Consider the following 14,337-nt stretch of genomic DNA (forward strand, 5'->3'; position numbering starts at 1 on the left):
AGATTTTCACTATCCTTTAAAAGCTATAAAGAAATCACTTGCAGGTTTGCAAATGAAAATAAGAGAACTATTTTTGTTTTTCTGGTCTTGGTCCACGTTTGTAGATAACCAAGCCATTTAAAAAATTACGAAGAATCTGATCACCACAAGCCTTAAAATTTGGATGATCATCACTCCTAAAAAAAGAGCCTAGTTCACTCTTGGTAATTTTAAAGTTTACTAATTCCATGATTTTAATAATATCATCATTAGTTAATTCAAGTGCTACCCGCAACTTTTTAAAAATGTCATTATTGCTCATAATGTTGAGTATTATATGCTAAATTTCCCTAAATATTTTGAATTCAATTACATTGCTACCTCTATCTTAACCTTTTTACCTTTGATTTTCTCATTGGCCAAAGATTTTAAGATTCGGTTAACCATGCTACGCTTAACTGCAACATAAGAAGATTGGTCTTTAACCTCAATTAATCCTACATCTTCTTTCTGCAAACCACCCTTTTTAAGCAATAAACCTACAATATCAATTTTATTTACTTTATCCTTTTTACCGGCAGCTATATATATTGTCTGCCAATCACTATCTCCCGGCAATTTAAAGTCACCTTTCAGATTTTCAGTTTCAATATCAGATTTTAGAAACGGATACTTTTCATCATCAGCTATAATAAGGTATGCAGTGCCTTTTGCATTCATTCTGGCGGTACGACCATTACGGTGCAAAAATGCATCCTCAGTATAAGGGAGTTGATAATGAATGATACATTGTACCTCAGGAATATCCAAACCTCTGGATGCAAGATCAGTAGTAATAAGAATTTTTATACTTCCATTTCTGAATTTCAATAAGGCTCTTTCTCTTTCATCTTGCTCCATTCCTCCATGAAAAATATCGTGAGCCAGATCTTTGTCGATTAACAGATCACTAATACGATCAACAGTTTCCCTGTGATTACAAAAGATCAAGGTATTTTTATTTCCGATCTTACAAATCAACTTTAGCAAAGTATCCAACTTATCTTCAGCAGTAGTCAATACTTTCTTAAGTTTTAAATCAGGAACAACTTTTACATCCTTTAAAAAGTTAATTTCAACAGGTTTACTAACACCTGTAAAATCTGGGATCTCTTCCATTGCCGTAGCTGAAGTAAGCATCCGTTGTTTTAAAGAAAGTAGTTTTTTGATGATATAAGACATATCTTCCTTAAAACCGAATTCTAATGCTTTATCAAATTCATCAAGCACAAGTGTAGTTATGGTAGATTCATCAAAATTCTCATGACGAAGGTGATAAGCTATTCTGCCCGGAGTACCAATAAGTACCGCAGGTGGCTGCTCAAGGTTATTCCGTTCCGTTCTTACTGCATGACCTCCATAACAGCAATTCACCTTAAAACCAGTAGCCATTTGCTTAAAAACGCTTTCAATTTGTAAAGCAAGCTCACGCGAAGGTACGAGCACCAAAGCTTGCACTCCCTTAACTTCAGCCCTTAAATTGTTTAGTATAGGCAATAAGAATCCCACTGTTTTACCAGATCCTGTTGGAGCCAGCAGGACTACATCCCCACCTTTTTTCCACGCAGCAACAGATGCCTGCTGCATTTCATTTAGTGAAGCTATTTTTAAATTCCCCAATACCTTTTCTACCATCATGGCGCAAAGATAGTGGAATTAACGCATTAAAACTTTAGATACTTCTTTCTTAAGTGTTTCAATGAACTATTTAACTTAACATCCAGATTCATTAGCATACGTCCTCTTTCACTAATCCATGTGGTCATTTTCCAATTGGCATGCTTCATAGGCCTATAAACTCTTTCATCCAACATTTCATTATAATCTACAGATGCCCTACTCCGTTGCATCAAATAAAACTCATTTATCAATTCTGTCTTCATAATGATTTCAATCTGATTAATTTATTATTGGTACATTTATATTATACAATCATATTAAGCGCTGTTTTGTTTTAACGAATATTCAATTTACAATAGTATAGCCGGAATATATTAAATACGCGATCCCCAAAACAAAACACAACACTAACATGTTGACAACTAAGTAATTGTTAGCAATTAAACAACAAAGAATTAACTTCATTTTAATTTAATCCTCTTATTTTTAAGAAACCTGAATACGGGTTGTTTATGATAACACCAATTAGCGTATGATCTGGAAGAAATTTAGTGGTGAGGTAATCCATTCACCCATATTAGAAGAAGTAGAAAAAGCCATCATCAGAGAAACTGAGAAAGGCTACCACCTTAAAGTCTGCATTGGTACAGATTCGCAGGTAAAGGGAGCTTTAACCGATTTTGCGACTGTAATAGTCCTGTTAAGAGAGCATCATGGAGGTTTTATGTACATCCATCAAGAGAAAACTCCGCAACGAATGAGCATCAAGGAAAGAATGCTTATTGAAGTCCAAAAATCTATTGAAACAGCTTACTCAATTTGCGATCTTTTAGATCTGTATGATGTAGATCTGGAAGTACATGCTGACATTAACACGAACCCCATGTTTAAATCAAACAAAGCTTTAAACGAGGCTATGGGTTATATTTTAAGCATGGGCTTTATTTTTAAAGCAAAACCGGAGGCTTTTGCCAGCTCTACCTGTGCAGATAAAATGGTGCATTAAACTACTACCATGTTGCGGTAGAGACAGCGGCAGGTTTCTTTGCTTCAGGCTTTGGATCCTTTATTGTATTACTCATTATAGTCTTTAACTTTTCTGCAATCTTTCTGGATTCTGTGGCAATGAAAGCCATATTCTTTTCCCATTCAGCATTATTTAGTTTGCCAGGAGATTTTTCAAGGGCTGTACTAACGGTTACCGGAACAAAATTCCCGTAACGATCTCTCTCATATGGAGTAACTATAAAATCGGTAAGGATCAATCTATATTTACCATTTCTAAGCTCCAAAGAGATGTTGTATTTCGCTTCGCCAGTTGGGTGACCTACTCCAATGAGGTTTTTGCTTAAAATCATCTTGCCCTTTCCATAAAAAGCAGTATCTCCTTCTGAAGAATTTAGCTTAATAGATTTTGAGTAACCCTTAAAAAAGCGTTTTGCATTTGCTGACATTACATCTTTTTTAACAACAGGGAGCTCTACAACTTCTAAAAAAATATATTTACCACGTTCATCCATCGGCAAAACACTTGTTTGGGAAAATCCGGCAGCACTAAACATTAGGAGAAGCAAAGAGAACATTATTTTTTTCATCGGTATATACATGCTAGTTTCTATAAAAGGGAACAAAAAAGAGGGCGTCCAAAAAGGCAAGATCGTCATTCTGAATTTATTTCAGAATCTTACAACTGCTATTCAAAACTTGCTTAACCAAGATTCTGAAATAAATTCAGAATGACGATGAGCACAATCAAACAGCAATTAGACCTTTTTTGGATACCCTCTTTAAAATTAAAAAATATTTCTTACAAACTCCTAGAATGCGTAAACCGCAGCCAAAGAGAATTGTGATGCAGTTTTAGACAGGGCACCGCTTGTTTTCACAAACTCCTGAGAAAAATCTTTATCACCATCTAAACGAATCTCAGGGATAAAAGTTAATCCCCCGGCTTTAATATTACCAGATAAAGTAACAGAAGTTATACTTTTATCCGACATCTCTCCTTTGCCTTTAATGTTAAAATACTCGCCTCTTAATCCTAATGAAACAGCAGGGGTAAATGCATATTGTGGGTATAAAGCAACACCCGAATAACCGCCATTGTCATTAGTAACCGAGTAATCGGCAGCATTTAAGCCTAACTTAAATTTATCAGTTACCTGATAAGCAGTAGTTAAGTCAAAGATCGTACCTGTACCTCCGGCACCAGCCGAATAACCAGATAGGAAGTTCAAGTATGCAGACCATCCCTCAACCGGAGCAACCATTAATTGAGCTCCTACATGAGAAACTCCATTAAGATCCTGATAAACATTCCAGTCATTGAACAAGCCAACCATCAAACTAACTTTCTCAGAAAAAGCATAAGTACCTTTGATACCTGCATTTTGAAAAGGACCTGCACCAAATAGATACGAGGTTGAATAGTTAAAGTTAGCCGCAGGTGATATTACCTCATATCCTACAAACGTTCCCATGTAACCAGCGGTCATACTAAATTTATCAGTAAACGCATAATTAACATACAAGTTCTGGATATGAAAAGAATCACCGTCAGGTCCATTTGGAATAGACTGAGACTGTCCTCTCGGACCAAAAGATAACTCTCCAACAAATGAAGCCTTACCTGTAGTTTTCTTTAAAGCCAAATCGATCATCCCTATAGAAACCGAGTTTTGCTCATTAGCAAAATAGGTTTTAATATTTGGGGCTTTCGCAAAATCATACTTAAAATACGTATCAACAGATCCCGAAATTTGAAGCGGCGCTTCAGCGGCTTCCTGTGCATATGTAGCCGAAACAATAGATAATAGTGCTATGGTTAATATTGATTTTAATTTCATAATTTTCGGTTTGAGGTTGATAATTTAGATAGTTCGTGGTCGGTTTAAAATGTATTTTCTATTTCTACTCCAGTTGAAGCAACAATCAATGTACCTTGAGAATATTTCTCGTTATGTTGAGATGCATCCAATCCTTCTTCTTCTTCTTCTGAAGTAACACGGATTGGTTGTACCAGATTAATTAGTTTGAAGATTATGAATGACATTACAAAACTGAATATCACTACAATAACAACACCTTTTAACTGAGTAATAAAGAAAGATGGGTTTCCGTATAATAAACCATCTACACCTGCACTGTTAACGGTTTTAGTAGCAAAAACACCTGTTAACAACATACCTACTATACCACCAACGCCATGGCATGGGAATACATCTAAGGTATCATCAAGACTGGTTTTTTGTTTCCATGAAACAGCAAGATTAGAGATTACAGCTGCAATAACACCTATGAAGATACTTGATGGAATGCTAACGAAGCCAGCGCCAGGGGTTATAGCAACCAAGCCAACTACTGCACCTATACAAAAGCCTAATACCGAAGGCTTTTTACCTCTTGATACATCAAAGAACATCCATGACAGACCAGCTGCACCGGCTGCAATGTTTGTAGTAAGGAATGCAGAAACCGCTAAGCTATTTGCTCCTAATGCAGAACCTGCATTAAAACCAAACCATCCGAACCATAGTAAACCTGTACCTATTAATACATAAGGAATATTTGCTGGTGGAACTTCATTGTGCTCAATATGAGATTTTCTACGTTTTAACACTAAAGCACCAGCCAAAGCAGCCATACCAGCCGAGATATGAACTACAGTACCGCCTGCAAAATCCAACACTCCCATTTTAAACAGAATGCCTTCAGGATGCCATGTCCAGTGTGCTAACGGAGAATAAACAAATAGAGAAAACAATACAATGAATAAGATGTAAGAAGTAAAACGAATACGTTCAGCAACCGCACCTACAACAAGTCCTGGTGTGATAATCGCAAACATTAACTGAAAAACAGCAAATAATGAAAGCGGGATAGTTGCAGCAAGACTCCATGAAGGGCTAGAATTTACACCATGAAAGAATAAGAAAGTCCTTGGATCACCAATAAAGCCCCCAATTGAATCTCCAAATGCCAAGCTAAAGCTAACTACTACCCAAAGAACAGTAATTACTCCAGCAGACACAACACTTTTTATCATCGTAGAAAGAACATTTTTACGATGAACCATTCCTCCGTAAAAAAATGCTAAGCCTGGAGTCATTAAAAATACAAGGGCTGCAGCGATTAATACAAATGCGATATCCGGGGCACTGTATTTTCCCTCGTCAAAGTTGGGAAGTAGAGGAATAAAAAGAGCTAGAATTGCAATTATTAATAAAACTGCAAACGGGCCCCACTGTTTAAATAAAACTTTTGCCATAACTGTTAGATTTTACTAGTTTATAATTATACTTTATCTGATTTTTTGATAAAACTAGACATAATTTTCAATTATTCATATTTTTAATCAAACAAAAACACAAAATCACATCAATAAATTCAAAAAACAACAACAAAAACATAAAAAAATAACAAAATCACATACTTATTTTTAAATATTCGTCATTTTACACCTAAAAACATCTTTATATTTTAACAAAACAACAAAAATTAACCAAAATCAAAAAACAAACACAAAAAACAAACAGCAAAGCAATATTATTCAACAAAAACACACAAAAGCACAAATCCGTACTTTTCTAGTATCTTTAAATACATTATGAAATCTTATCATTTAATTTTCAAACAGAAACTGCCTATATCAATAAGAGAAACATGGGATTTTTTCTCTTCACCAATGAATTTGGCGCAAATAACCCCAAAGGAAATTTCCTTTAAGGTAACTTCAGCCCCAAACCACCTGGATGAAATGTATCCGGGAATGATCATTACTTATAAGATATCTCCTATAGCAGGAATCAATCTCGATTGGATGACCGAAATCACTCAAATTAGAAAAGAAGAATATTTTATTGATGAGCAGCGATTTGGCCCATATAAGTTCTGGCATCACCAACATCACTTTAAAGCAGTAGAGGGCGGAACAGAGATGACAGACATACTAACCTATGGCCTGCCAATGGGCATCCTGGGAAGAATAGCCAATAAGATATTTGTTGCCGATAAACTGCAACAAATATTTAATTTCAGAAAAGAGAAGGTTATTGAATTATTTGGAACTTATCCGAAGATTACTAAATGATCTCCGGATAAGCATATTATCAATGAAAGAAAACGGATGCATCTACATCCTTAAGCTTACCAGATGGGGTTTTATATTGTAATTTTAGCATATAACCACCTCCACCTTCTAAAAACATAAGTTCAAAAGGATGATAACCTTTTTCAAGAGCTATTTGAGCAGATTTTTCAATTGATGTGTGCATTCCATCACTATCTATAAACACTTTATCACCCAGTTTCAGCACACTCCCATCATCTGAACGTAATGCAAACGAATAAATACCGGTTTCTTCTGCATAAAAATAACCTTTGTGACGGGTAGCAAAGCTTCCTGCTGTTTTCTCTACAGGAATTTCAATTGCCTTGCTAATACTCTCGCTAGCAAGATCCTTTTCATCAATTGCATTTACCGTTTTATAAAAATGAGGATAATAAGAGAACTTCAAACCTTTCTTTGGAGACGACAACTGCGCAGGCTTCATATAACTTTGCTGCTCATAATTGATTATATAGACATCTCCTCTATTACCATTTGGCCTAAAGGCTGCTACTTTAAACTGAACTGGCTTAGTTACCGTCAAGTCGCTCTGAAAAATCTTAGATTGTATAGTAGGCAATGTTCCATCAGTAGTATATCTTATCGTTAAACCTGCAAGTGGTTTATTAATATGCAATACGCCTTTATTAACAAATACACTCTGAGTAGTAAACCCCTCCAAATCCGGAAGGCGATAATTTATGTTCATAGCATCTAACAGCGAGAAGTGCTTTTGAACACGTTGTTCAAAATTACCCCAATCCACACCACCTTTATACCACGCTACTTCAGACATAGCCAACATTCTTGGGAACACCATATACTCCAACCTTCTTTCAGAAGGGATATACTCCGTCCAGATATTAGCCTGCACACCTATTACAAACTTCTTTTCACTCTCATTTAGATTAAACTTATAAGGATCAAAAGAATATACCTTTTTTAATGTCCCTCCATCTTGTTGAGCATCAAAGTAACAAAACTCACCCGGAGTCATAATTAGATCATTCCCTTTTTCCGCTGCATGTTTAGGTGCCGTAGGAATCCAGGTTCTCCAATACATCATTGTTGCGGTTGGCGAAACGCCACCATCTAATATCTCATCCCAGCCGATTAGCTTTTTCCCTTTACTGTTAAAGAATCGTTCCATCCTGCGTACGAAATAACTTTGCAACTCATCTACACTTTTCAACCCCTCCTTTTTCATCAAAGCATCGCACTCAGGAACATTCTTCCAACTGCTCTTTTCAACCTCATCAGCTCCCAAATGAATGTATTTACTTGGAAACAACTCCGCAATCTCTGTAAACACATTTTCAGCGAACTCAAAAGTTGTTTCTTTACATGGACACAATGGTTCAGAAAAATCTTTAGCTTGTCCGCCTTTACCATGAGAAGTTAACCAAGGCATCAGGTTGGTTGCAGCCATCATATGTCCCGGCATATCAATTTCCGGTATAATTTCTATTCCTTTTGAATCAGCATAAGCAATAAGCCCGCGCATTTCATCTTGGGTATAAAACCCTCCGTACATCCTTTTGCCATCAATCATTTTAAAATGCTTTTCAGGAATAGCGTAATCAGGATTTGTTTTAGCAAGCGCTATACAGCTTGAATCCTGACCGTTCATCTCTCTCCAGGCACCTTTTGATGTTAGCTCAGGATACTTTTTAATTTCTATTCTCCAACCCTGATCATCTGTTAAATGCAAATGAAACTTGTTGAATTTATAATAAGACATCCTATCAATCATTGTTCTCAGATAAGCAAGATCAAAGAAGTGGCGTGATACATCCAGATGAATACCTCTCCATGAAAAACGTGGCGCATCTTCAATTTTCACACAAGGAATAGTGATTGCATCCAATGCGGATTTTCGCAAAACTACTTTACGTCGAAATATCTTAGTTCCGGCCAATTGTTTTAAGCTGGTTATAGCCCAAAAAGCTCCTTGTACTGACGCAGCCTTAATTACAACTGCTTTTTTTTCAACCGACAACTGATAACCTTCGTTTGCAATGGAAGGGTCAAGAATTAAAGTAACTGTATTTACCTCTGCCTTACCTTCTTTAAGCCCCGTAAAAGTGGCTTTCAATTCTTTAAAAGCTGGCGACAGGCTTTCAGAATTTGCAGCAAGAACCAGTTTTGTAGCAGTTGTCCACTTAAAACTACCTGCAACAGGAACGAGTTTCACCGGTTGAGGTATAATCGCATAAGCAACATCTTTTTGCTGAGCAAATGTAGAAAGCACACAAATAACTAAGACCAAAGTGATCTTAAGTTTCAAAGTAATAAAGTTATTCATAAAGTTTGGTAATCTATTTAGCTATGTATTCAGATCCTTGTACTACACCTCTGCGTTCAATTTCCTTATCAATATAAGTTTGAATAGCAGATTTATTTAGGCCCCAGTTAGGTGCGATTAACAAGTCCCAGTCCGATATCCCGAATAACCGTTGAATCACGATATCCGGTCTCAATAATGGAATTAACTTGCAAAGCAGGTCGGTATACTCTTCTAATGAGAACAATTTGAATGGTTCCTTTTTATATTTCACTCCCATGATAGAACCTTCTACGATGTGAAGGTGGTGAAATTTCACAAACTTGATTTGTGGGAAACGATTAATTTCATGGATATAACCTAACATCATCTCTTCAGTTTCCCAGGGAAAACCAAAAATAGTGTGCACACATAGATCAAGTTTACTGTTTTCAAGCAATTTTACTGCTTCTACAAACTCTCCGTGACTGCACCCTCTGTTAATCTGGTTAAGTGTTTCGTCGTATATTGACTCCATACCCATTTCCAAATCTACATCAAAGCGATCAGCGTAACTTTCAAGTAAAGCCACCTTTTCTGCATCAATACAATCAGGTCGGGTACCTACAGAAAAACCGACAACATCTTCTGTATTTATAGATAATGCCTCATCGTACATCATTTTTAAATAATGTACCGGGGCATAAGTATTCGTATTAGGCTGGAAATAAACAATAAATTTATCGGCTTTATAAAAACCTTTACCTCTTTCCATACCCTGTTCCAATTGCTCACGTATGGTTGGCAGTTTTCTGGAAAGCTCAGGTGTAAAAGAATCTACATTACAATAGGTACAACCACCATAACCTTTACTACCATCACGGTTAGGACAAGTAAACCCACCATCAACTATTACCTTAAACACACGTTGGCCGTTATATTTCTCCTTAAGGTGTGTTCCGTAATTTTTATACCCTTTTATTCCTTGATCCAGTAAAGTTCCCAATTGCTTTTTTCTTGCAAAAATACAGCTTTTAATTTATTTCTAAGAAAGAATGATTGTTAGCCTTTAGAGAGTTACTACTAAAATGGAAATTAAGCTGCTTTTAGTTCCTTTACTTTTTTAATTGGCCAAAGTGTAAAAACTACAGACAATGTGCCGGCTAATACACCTAAAAGAATAGCGAGTAAATCTCCGTTAAAACTATAATCTTTAGGAACACTAAATTGCACAAGCAACATAAACACCAAAATAACAGATGAAGTAATTACACCGTTAGCCCCTGCCATCTTAAACATGAATTTATTCTTCGTAAAGTTCTCAGGCAGCACAAAACCTGCTTTTCCCTCTTCAGAAAGCGCAATAGTTTTTTTTAAAATGTCAAAAGTGATGATAAATGGAAGTAACAGTGCCATTGGCAAAAGAAACCTCGCAACACAATTCTCACCTTGGAACAAATGAACTGCATCGAACTTTTTAAAGCTAAAATATGGAATAATAGTATTGGCGATAACATTAGGAATGAGATAAAATAGCAGGTTTCTTTGAACAAGCTTTCTCAATCTCACATCATCACTTTTTAATTCTTTAAGCATAATTCATCATCAACTCTTGTTCTAACAATTCAAGCGCTTTATTTTTAATTGCGGCGGCCTCACTTTCAGGCAAAAAAGCATCATTGGAACAGAATGTAAAGTCCATTACTCCTTTAAAAGTACTTACCACTATAGTATTGGGATTTCTCCAGGGAAAACCTACTGTAGGACTATAAATTGCTTCTACCTCAAAAGAATCATATTTTTCAGGAATCCCTAATCTACCCATATTCGAAAAAGTCACATCATGTGTCCCATCGGTGCTTAGCAGATACTTCACCATCTTACTTACTGAGCCATGAAAATACTCACTCATAACTAGCAGTTCATGAACTTTCATAGCCGCAATTTTTGCATTCAGATCATCCTTTACTTTCTTGGCCTTTTCCCAAAAACCAACAATCTTATCGTCAACAGATAATTCAGCAATAGGCGCAAAAGCAAACATGTTATCCACCTTTATTTCAGTAACAAATTTCCTCACATCAACCGGACAAATGACTTTCCCATTTGCCTTATTTCCCCTGATTGCTTGAAAAGCGTTTAATAAAATGACACACAACGCCGCATGAACACTTGCACCCGCAGCCTTACATTCTGCAGTAAGCACAGCAGTTTTACTTGCATCCAATCGCCAATGCAATAAATAATTTTGCCCTGTCGGTTTCTTATTTTTTGTCGATTTAAAAAGAAAAAATAGTTTAGCTACAATTGAAAAAAACTTCGCTTTTAAAACCTGTCCTTTAGTTGCTTTAAATGACTGTGAAAGCAACCCTTCCATAGAATTAAATGGCAGATAACTCGACAGTTCCTTTTCAGGCTTATCCAGTAACTCCAGCATTTCGCTCATCAAAGTTACAAAGGTTGTTCCATCACAAATACAGTGTGGACAGACCAAAATTAAATCAGAAACATCAGTATCCTTTAACCACACCAACCTAGCCAATGGAGCACTCTTCTCATTAAAGAGTTTTCCCCATTCAATTTTAGACTGCACCTTCCAATCATTGTCATAAACCCGTTCAGTAATCCTAATGGGAATTTCAGCAAGCTTATTGCTGGAGACGAAATAAGGGACACCTTTAGCATCCTCCTTTATAGTTGCTCGCAATAAAGGATGTTTTTGTTGCATTTTATTTAATGCATTACGCAACCTTTCAAGAGTAAAACTACCACGAATAGTTACTGCAAACACACAATTTAAAGGAGTAGAAGAATCCACATACATGATTCGCTCTCCCATGATCAGTCTTCTTCTCATAGCTTATTCAGTATTTCCATCATTTTTTCTTTAATGGTCTGCGCCTCAGCATAAGGAATAAAACCTTCACTGGCAATGAATGTAAAGTCCATTTGTCCGAGATAAGTTGAGGTAACAAGTGTTGTTGTATTTCCCAGCGGGCCAATCACAGAAGGGCTAAAAATAGTCTCTACAGCAAAGTGTTTATATTGATGAGGAATATCTACCCTTCCCAAATTAGAAAACATGCAATCATTACTCGACTTACCGTACTTTAAAAAATTAGTGAAATTATTTAATGAGGAATGAGATTCTTCCATCATCATAATTGTTTCATACGGATCTAGTTTTGCTGTCTTCTTATCGATATCCTCCTGCATTCTTTTAGCATCGGCAAAAAAAACAAGATCTTTATCTGCAGAAACTACCAGCATCAAACCAAAAGCAAAAATGTTATCTCTCTTTATCTTTGGAGCAAACCTCCGAATATCAACAGGCAAGGAAATTTTATTATGAAAATCCTCTTTGCGGACTTCCTTAAAAGCATTTAATACCGCTACACATAATGCAGTATTAACGGTAACTCCTTCAGATTTACATTTGCGGATTAATCGATCACTGAGTTCTTTTTCAAGCTTCCAGTGAATCATGTAATCTCGTTTTCTTTCAATGAGTTTCTTCTTACTTACGGGGAATAACTGCAAAAACAGATTTGCCACACCACCAATTAATTTAGCTTTGACGATCTTTTTCTTACTATTTAGGATGGAAGCTGGTATAATATCTTCAATCCTTAATATTGGATCCTCTTTACCTATATCCACCGAACCATCATCAAGAAGTAATAGTAACTCTGCCAAAATTGCCATAGCAGAACCTCCATCACAAAGACAATGATGAATAACCATGATAAATTCAGAAAACTCCTCACCCTTTATCCACACCAACCTCATTAAAGGCCCTGATCTTGTATCAAAGACTGTAGCCCACTCCTTCATCGACTCTGTTTTCCAGTCATCATCACTAGTCCGTGTAACAATTCTTAAAGGAATCGGTAGCTCAATCTTTTCACTAACTACAAACCATGGCATTGATTTCTCATCATCCTTCACAAAAGCATTCAACAACGGATGTTTGTCCTGAAGCTTTTTTAATGCATGATGCAAATCCTCAGCCTTAAAAACACCTTTTAATTTAATTGGGATTACAGCATTAAATGGCAAGTCTCCATTTCCATGGAGCATTCTTTCGGCAAATAGGAGCTTTCTTTTCATCAGTATTAATTAACCGTTACCAATACTTGTTCTGCATCTGCAAATTCTTCAAGAAGCTGTACTGCTTTATCATTTCCACCTGCAGCGAGAAATGTCTCTTTAATTCTTAAGGAGGCATTTCTGTAAACCGGATTTTCAAGTAATTCAAAAACTGCCTTTTTCATATCCTCGATGCGCAATCTCTTATAGCGAATTTTAATACCGCAGCCCGCGTTCTCAATAAGCTTGGCAGTATGAAAATGATCGTACGCAATTGGAGTGATCAGCATTGGCAAGCCATTAATGAAAGTATCATTAACAGTATTAAAACCCCCATGACAAATCACAGCATCCATTTTTGGCATCAACTCAGCCTGTGGCACAAAGCCATTGACAATAAAGTTATCAGGCCATTGTTCAAAAATATCTGGATTGGTTGCCGCCACAATAGTTACCGGAGCATCGGCAAAAGCTTCAATCAGCTTACCAAAAAACTCTTTTCTAATGTCAACCAGTAAAGTTCCTAAAGAAACAAATACCTTAGGAGTAGTTGCTTTTTCTAATCTCTCCCAATCAAAGGCAGCATGATTTGGTCGGCCCTTAACAGGCCCAACAAATTTCATATGAGGCATCCAATTCTGATCCCCAGCAAACTCCTCAGAAGTGAAAACGATGTTCATTTTATGAGAATGAATCACAATCTCATCACCATATACACCAAACTCCCTCTGTAAGCCTTTAATCAGATTTTCTTGCCATTCAAATATTTTAGGTGCACTATTAGCTGTGTCACCCATCACATCTGGTGGAACAGGCGTACTGGTAACACAGGGAATCCCTTTAATATGAGCACATAAAGCTCCTGCAAAAGTGATACAGTCGTTTATAATTACATCCGGTTTCCATACATCTACAAAGTTGCCTAAACCTTTCATCATAATGCGAGCAACCGGAACATAGGTTTCTTCAAGCGCAAGCTTCATTACTTCCGGTCCAGAGCAGGCAGGGCCATCATCCTGACGTTTTAATATTTTCTGAAGTTCTTCCTGGTACTCAACCAAGTCATCCTCCGGATAGATGTATTCACCACCCTCAGGGATATGAGAATCTGCAAGAGGCGTGATCCCAAACCATTTTACCTCATGCCCCCTGGCAATTAAACTAGCTCCTATACTTAATGTTGGGCTTATATGACCAAAAAACGGCGGCACAACAAACAAAAACTTTGACATAATTTCTT

Annotated in this window: 14 protein-coding genes; 2 read left to right on the top strand and 12 right to left on the bottom strand. The window is 36.6% G+C overall.

Features of this window, described 5'->3' with window-relative positions; genetic code table 11:
- Positions 1 to 67: 67 nt before the first annotated feature.
- The 3 genes from HQN83_RS13405 to HQN83_RS13415 are packed head-to-tail and all read right to left on the bottom strand — an operon-like array spanning position 68 to position 1,901.
- Positions 68 to 301, bottom strand: a complete 234-nt coding sequence (locus tag HQN83_RS13405) for a DUF1456 family protein (RefSeq protein WP_173090868.1) — start codon at positions 299 to 301, stop codon at positions 68 to 70.
- Between the two features lie 47 nt (positions 302 to 348).
- Entirely contained in the window at positions 349 to 1,656 is a 1,308-nt protein-coding gene (locus tag HQN83_RS13410) for a DEAD/DEAH box helicase (RefSeq protein WP_173090869.1), read from the bottom strand.
- 26 nt (positions 1,657 to 1,682) lie between these two features.
- Positions 1,683 to 1,901, bottom strand: coding sequence for a hypothetical protein (locus HQN83_RS13415; RefSeq protein WP_173090870.1), 219 nt, complete (start codon positions 1,899 to 1,901; stop codon positions 1,683 to 1,685).
- A gap of 269 nt (positions 1,902 to 2,170) precedes the next feature.
- On the opposite strand from HQN83_RS13415, the gene HQN83_RS13420 reads away from it, so the two are divergent.
- The gene (locus HQN83_RS13420) at positions 2,171 to 2,644 is read left to right on the top strand and encodes a ribonuclease H-like YkuK family protein (RefSeq protein WP_108206663.1); all 474 of its coding nucleotides are present in this window, start codon (positions 2,171 to 2,173) and stop codon (positions 2,642 to 2,644) included.
- A 4-nt stretch (positions 2,645 to 2,648) separates the two neighbouring features.
- Here the strand turns inward: HQN83_RS13420 and HQN83_RS13425 are convergent, their stop codons facing one another.
- The 3 genes from HQN83_RS13425 to HQN83_RS13435 all read right to left on the bottom strand — a co-directional run bounded on the left by HQN83_RS13425 (position 2,649) and on the right by HQN83_RS13435 (position 5,905).
- On the bottom strand, positions 2,649 to 3,233 hold the full coding sequence (locus HQN83_RS13425) for a hypothetical protein (protein ID WP_173090871.1): 585 nt from the start codon (positions 3,231 to 3,233) through the stop codon (positions 2,649 to 2,651).
- Between the two features lie 222 nt (positions 3,234 to 3,455).
- Positions 3,456 to 4,484, bottom strand: a complete 1,029-nt coding sequence (locus HQN83_RS13430; RefSeq protein WP_173090872.1) for an outer membrane beta-barrel protein — start codon at positions 4,482 to 4,484, stop codon at positions 3,456 to 3,458.
- A 44-nt stretch (positions 4,485 to 4,528) separates the two neighbouring features.
- Complete coding sequence (locus tag HQN83_RS13435) at positions 4,529 to 5,905, bottom strand: ammonium transporter (protein ID WP_173090873.1); 1,377 nt, start codon at positions 5,903 to 5,905, stop codon at positions 4,529 to 4,531.
- 339 nt (positions 5,906 to 6,244) lie between these two features.
- Here HQN83_RS13435 and HQN83_RS13440 point away from each other — a divergent pair, with 339 nt between their 5' ends.
- The gene (locus HQN83_RS13440; protein WP_173090874.1) at positions 6,245 to 6,727 is read left to right on the top strand and encodes an SRPBCC family protein; all 483 of its coding nucleotides are present in this window, start codon (positions 6,245 to 6,247) and stop codon (positions 6,725 to 6,727) included.
- A 19-nt stretch (positions 6,728 to 6,746) separates the two neighbouring features.
- On the opposite strand, the gene HQN83_RS13445 is transcribed toward HQN83_RS13440, so the two are convergent.
- The 6 genes from HQN83_RS13445 to HQN83_RS13470 form a co-directional block, all read right to left on the bottom strand.
- Entirely contained in the window at positions 6,747 to 9,050 is a 2,304-nt protein-coding gene (locus HQN83_RS13445; protein WP_173090875.1) for a family 20 glycosylhydrolase, read from the bottom strand.
- Positions 9,051 to 9,063: 13 nt separating this feature from the next.
- Positions 9,064 to 10,014 (bottom strand): TIGR01212 family radical SAM protein, encoded by a 951-nt coding sequence (locus tag HQN83_RS13450; protein ID WP_173090876.1) that lies wholly within the window; start codon positions 10,012 to 10,014, stop codon positions 9,064 to 9,066.
- Positions 10,015 to 10,103: 89 nt separating this feature from the next.
- Positions 10,104 to 10,604 (bottom strand): hypothetical protein, encoded by a 501-nt coding sequence (locus HQN83_RS13455; protein ID WP_173090877.1) that lies wholly within the window; start codon positions 10,602 to 10,604, stop codon positions 10,104 to 10,106.
- Positions 10,597 to 11,865 carry a condensation domain-containing protein gene (locus HQN83_RS13460; protein WP_173090878.1) on the bottom strand — a complete coding sequence of 423 codons (1,269 nt, stop codon included), beginning with the start codon at positions 11,863 to 11,865 and terminating at the stop codon, positions 10,597 to 10,599. Before HQN83_RS13460 ends, HQN83_RS13455 begins: the two co-directional genes overlap by 8 nt.
- Complete coding sequence (locus HQN83_RS13465) at positions 11,862 to 13,118, bottom strand: condensation domain-containing protein (RefSeq protein ID WP_173090879.1); 1,257 nt, start codon at positions 13,116 to 13,118, stop codon at positions 11,862 to 11,864. Before HQN83_RS13465 ends, HQN83_RS13460 begins: the two co-directional genes overlap by 4 nt.
- A 5-nt stretch (positions 13,119 to 13,123) precedes the next feature.
- Entirely contained in the window at positions 13,124 to 14,329 is a 1,206-nt protein-coding gene (locus tag HQN83_RS13470) for a glycosyltransferase (RefSeq protein WP_173090880.1), read from the bottom strand.
- Positions 14,330 to 14,337: the final 8 nt, after the last annotated feature.

Source organism: Pedobacter foliorum (genome assembly GCF_013266735.1).
GTDB lineage: Bacteria > Bacteroidota > Bacteroidia > Sphingobacteriales > Sphingobacteriaceae > Pedobacter > Pedobacter foliorum.

What these genes read in the sequence shown, in the direction of transcription:
- HQN83_RS13405 (WP_173090868.1), bottom strand. Translation starts at nt 301, where the DNA reads ATGAGCAATAATGACATTTTTAAAAAGTTGCGGGTAGCACTTGAATTA.
- HQN83_RS13410 (WP_173090869.1), bottom strand. Translation starts at nt 1,656, where the DNA reads ATGATGGTAGAAAAGGTATTGGGGAATTTAAAAATAGCTTCACTAAAT.
- HQN83_RS13415 (WP_173090870.1), bottom strand. Translation starts at nt 1,901, where the DNA reads ATGAAGACAGAATTGATAAATGAGTTTTATTTGATGCAACGGAGTAGG.
- HQN83_RS13420 (WP_108206663.1), top strand. Translation starts at nt 2,171, where the DNA reads ATGATCTGGAAGAAATTTAGTGGTGAGGTAATCCATTCACCCATATTA.
- HQN83_RS13425 (WP_173090871.1), bottom strand. Translation starts at nt 3,233, where the DNA reads ATGAAAAAAATAATGTTCTCTTTGCTTCTCCTAATGTTTAGTGCTGCC.
- HQN83_RS13430 (WP_173090872.1), bottom strand. Translation starts at nt 4,484, where the DNA reads ATGAAATTAAAATCAATATTAACCATAGCACTATTATCTATTGTTTCG.
- HQN83_RS13435 (WP_173090873.1), bottom strand. Translation starts at nt 5,905, where the DNA reads ATGGCAAAAGTTTTATTTAAACAGTGGGGCCCGTTTGCAGTTTTATTA.
- HQN83_RS13440 (WP_173090874.1), top strand. Translation starts at nt 6,245, where the DNA reads ATGAAATCTTATCATTTAATTTTCAAACAGAAACTGCCTATATCAATA.
- HQN83_RS13445 (WP_173090875.1), bottom strand. Translation starts at nt 9,050, where the DNA reads ATGAATAACTTTATTACTTTGAAACTTAAGATCACTTTGGTCTTAGTT.
- HQN83_RS13455 (WP_173090877.1), bottom strand. Translation starts at nt 10,604, where the DNA reads ATGCTTAAAGAATTAAAAAGTGATGATGTGAGATTGAGAAAGCTTGTT.
- HQN83_RS13460 (WP_173090878.1), bottom strand. Translation starts at nt 11,865, where the DNA reads ATGAGAAGAAGACTGATCATGGGAGAGCGAATCATGTATGTGGATTCT.
- HQN83_RS13465 (WP_173090879.1), bottom strand. Translation starts at nt 13,118, where the DNA reads ATGAAAAGAAAGCTCCTATTTGCCGAAAGAATGCTCCATGGAAATGGA.
- HQN83_RS13470 (WP_173090880.1), bottom strand. Translation starts at nt 14,329, where the DNA reads ATGTCAAAGTTTTTGTTTGTTGTGCCGCCGTTTTTTGGTCATATAAGC.